This window comes from Corynebacterium sp. HMSC071B10, from assembly GCF_001814825.1.
In the GTDB taxonomy this organism is placed as follows: Bacteria; Actinomycetota; Actinomycetes; order Mycobacteriales; family Mycobacteriaceae; genus Corynebacterium.
Genome location: NZ_KV818012.1, coordinates 1 through 347, shown reverse-complemented (window position 1 = coordinate 347; position 347 = coordinate 1). Strand labels below are relative to the sequence as shown.

The following is a 347-nucleotide window of genomic DNA, read 5'->3' as shown; positions in this document are numbered from 1 at the left end:
ACAGTTTACAAGCGAGCAGCTCTGGGACGTTTGCCGCGACCTGGGCATTGCTCAGTCCGTGGGGCGTACCGGCGTGTGCTTCGATAACGCGATGGCTGAGTCGTTCTGGTCGACGCTTAAAACCGAGTTCTACGACCGTAAGCGCTGGACGACCCGTGATGCCGCACGCAAGGCCGTTGCCTACTGGATTGAAGTCGTCTACAACCGTCGACGCCGGCACTCCGCACTCGGTATGGTCAGCCCCGTCGACTTTGAGAACCAAATTGGTCTAACCACTAGCAGAAAAGAAATAGCTGCCTAACCACTAGGTAGCTCCACTACGTGTCCACGATTTGCGGGCAACCCCA

At 57.1% G+C, this 347-nt stretch carries 1 protein-coding gene; it reads left to right on the top strand.

The annotated features are described in order from the left end of the window. Positions 1-301, top strand: a 301-nt coding sequence (locus tag HMPREF2990_RS08710; protein WP_070764128.1) for an integrase core domain-containing protein, incomplete at its 5' end; no start/stop codon positions are given. Positions 302-347: the final 46 nt, after the last annotated feature.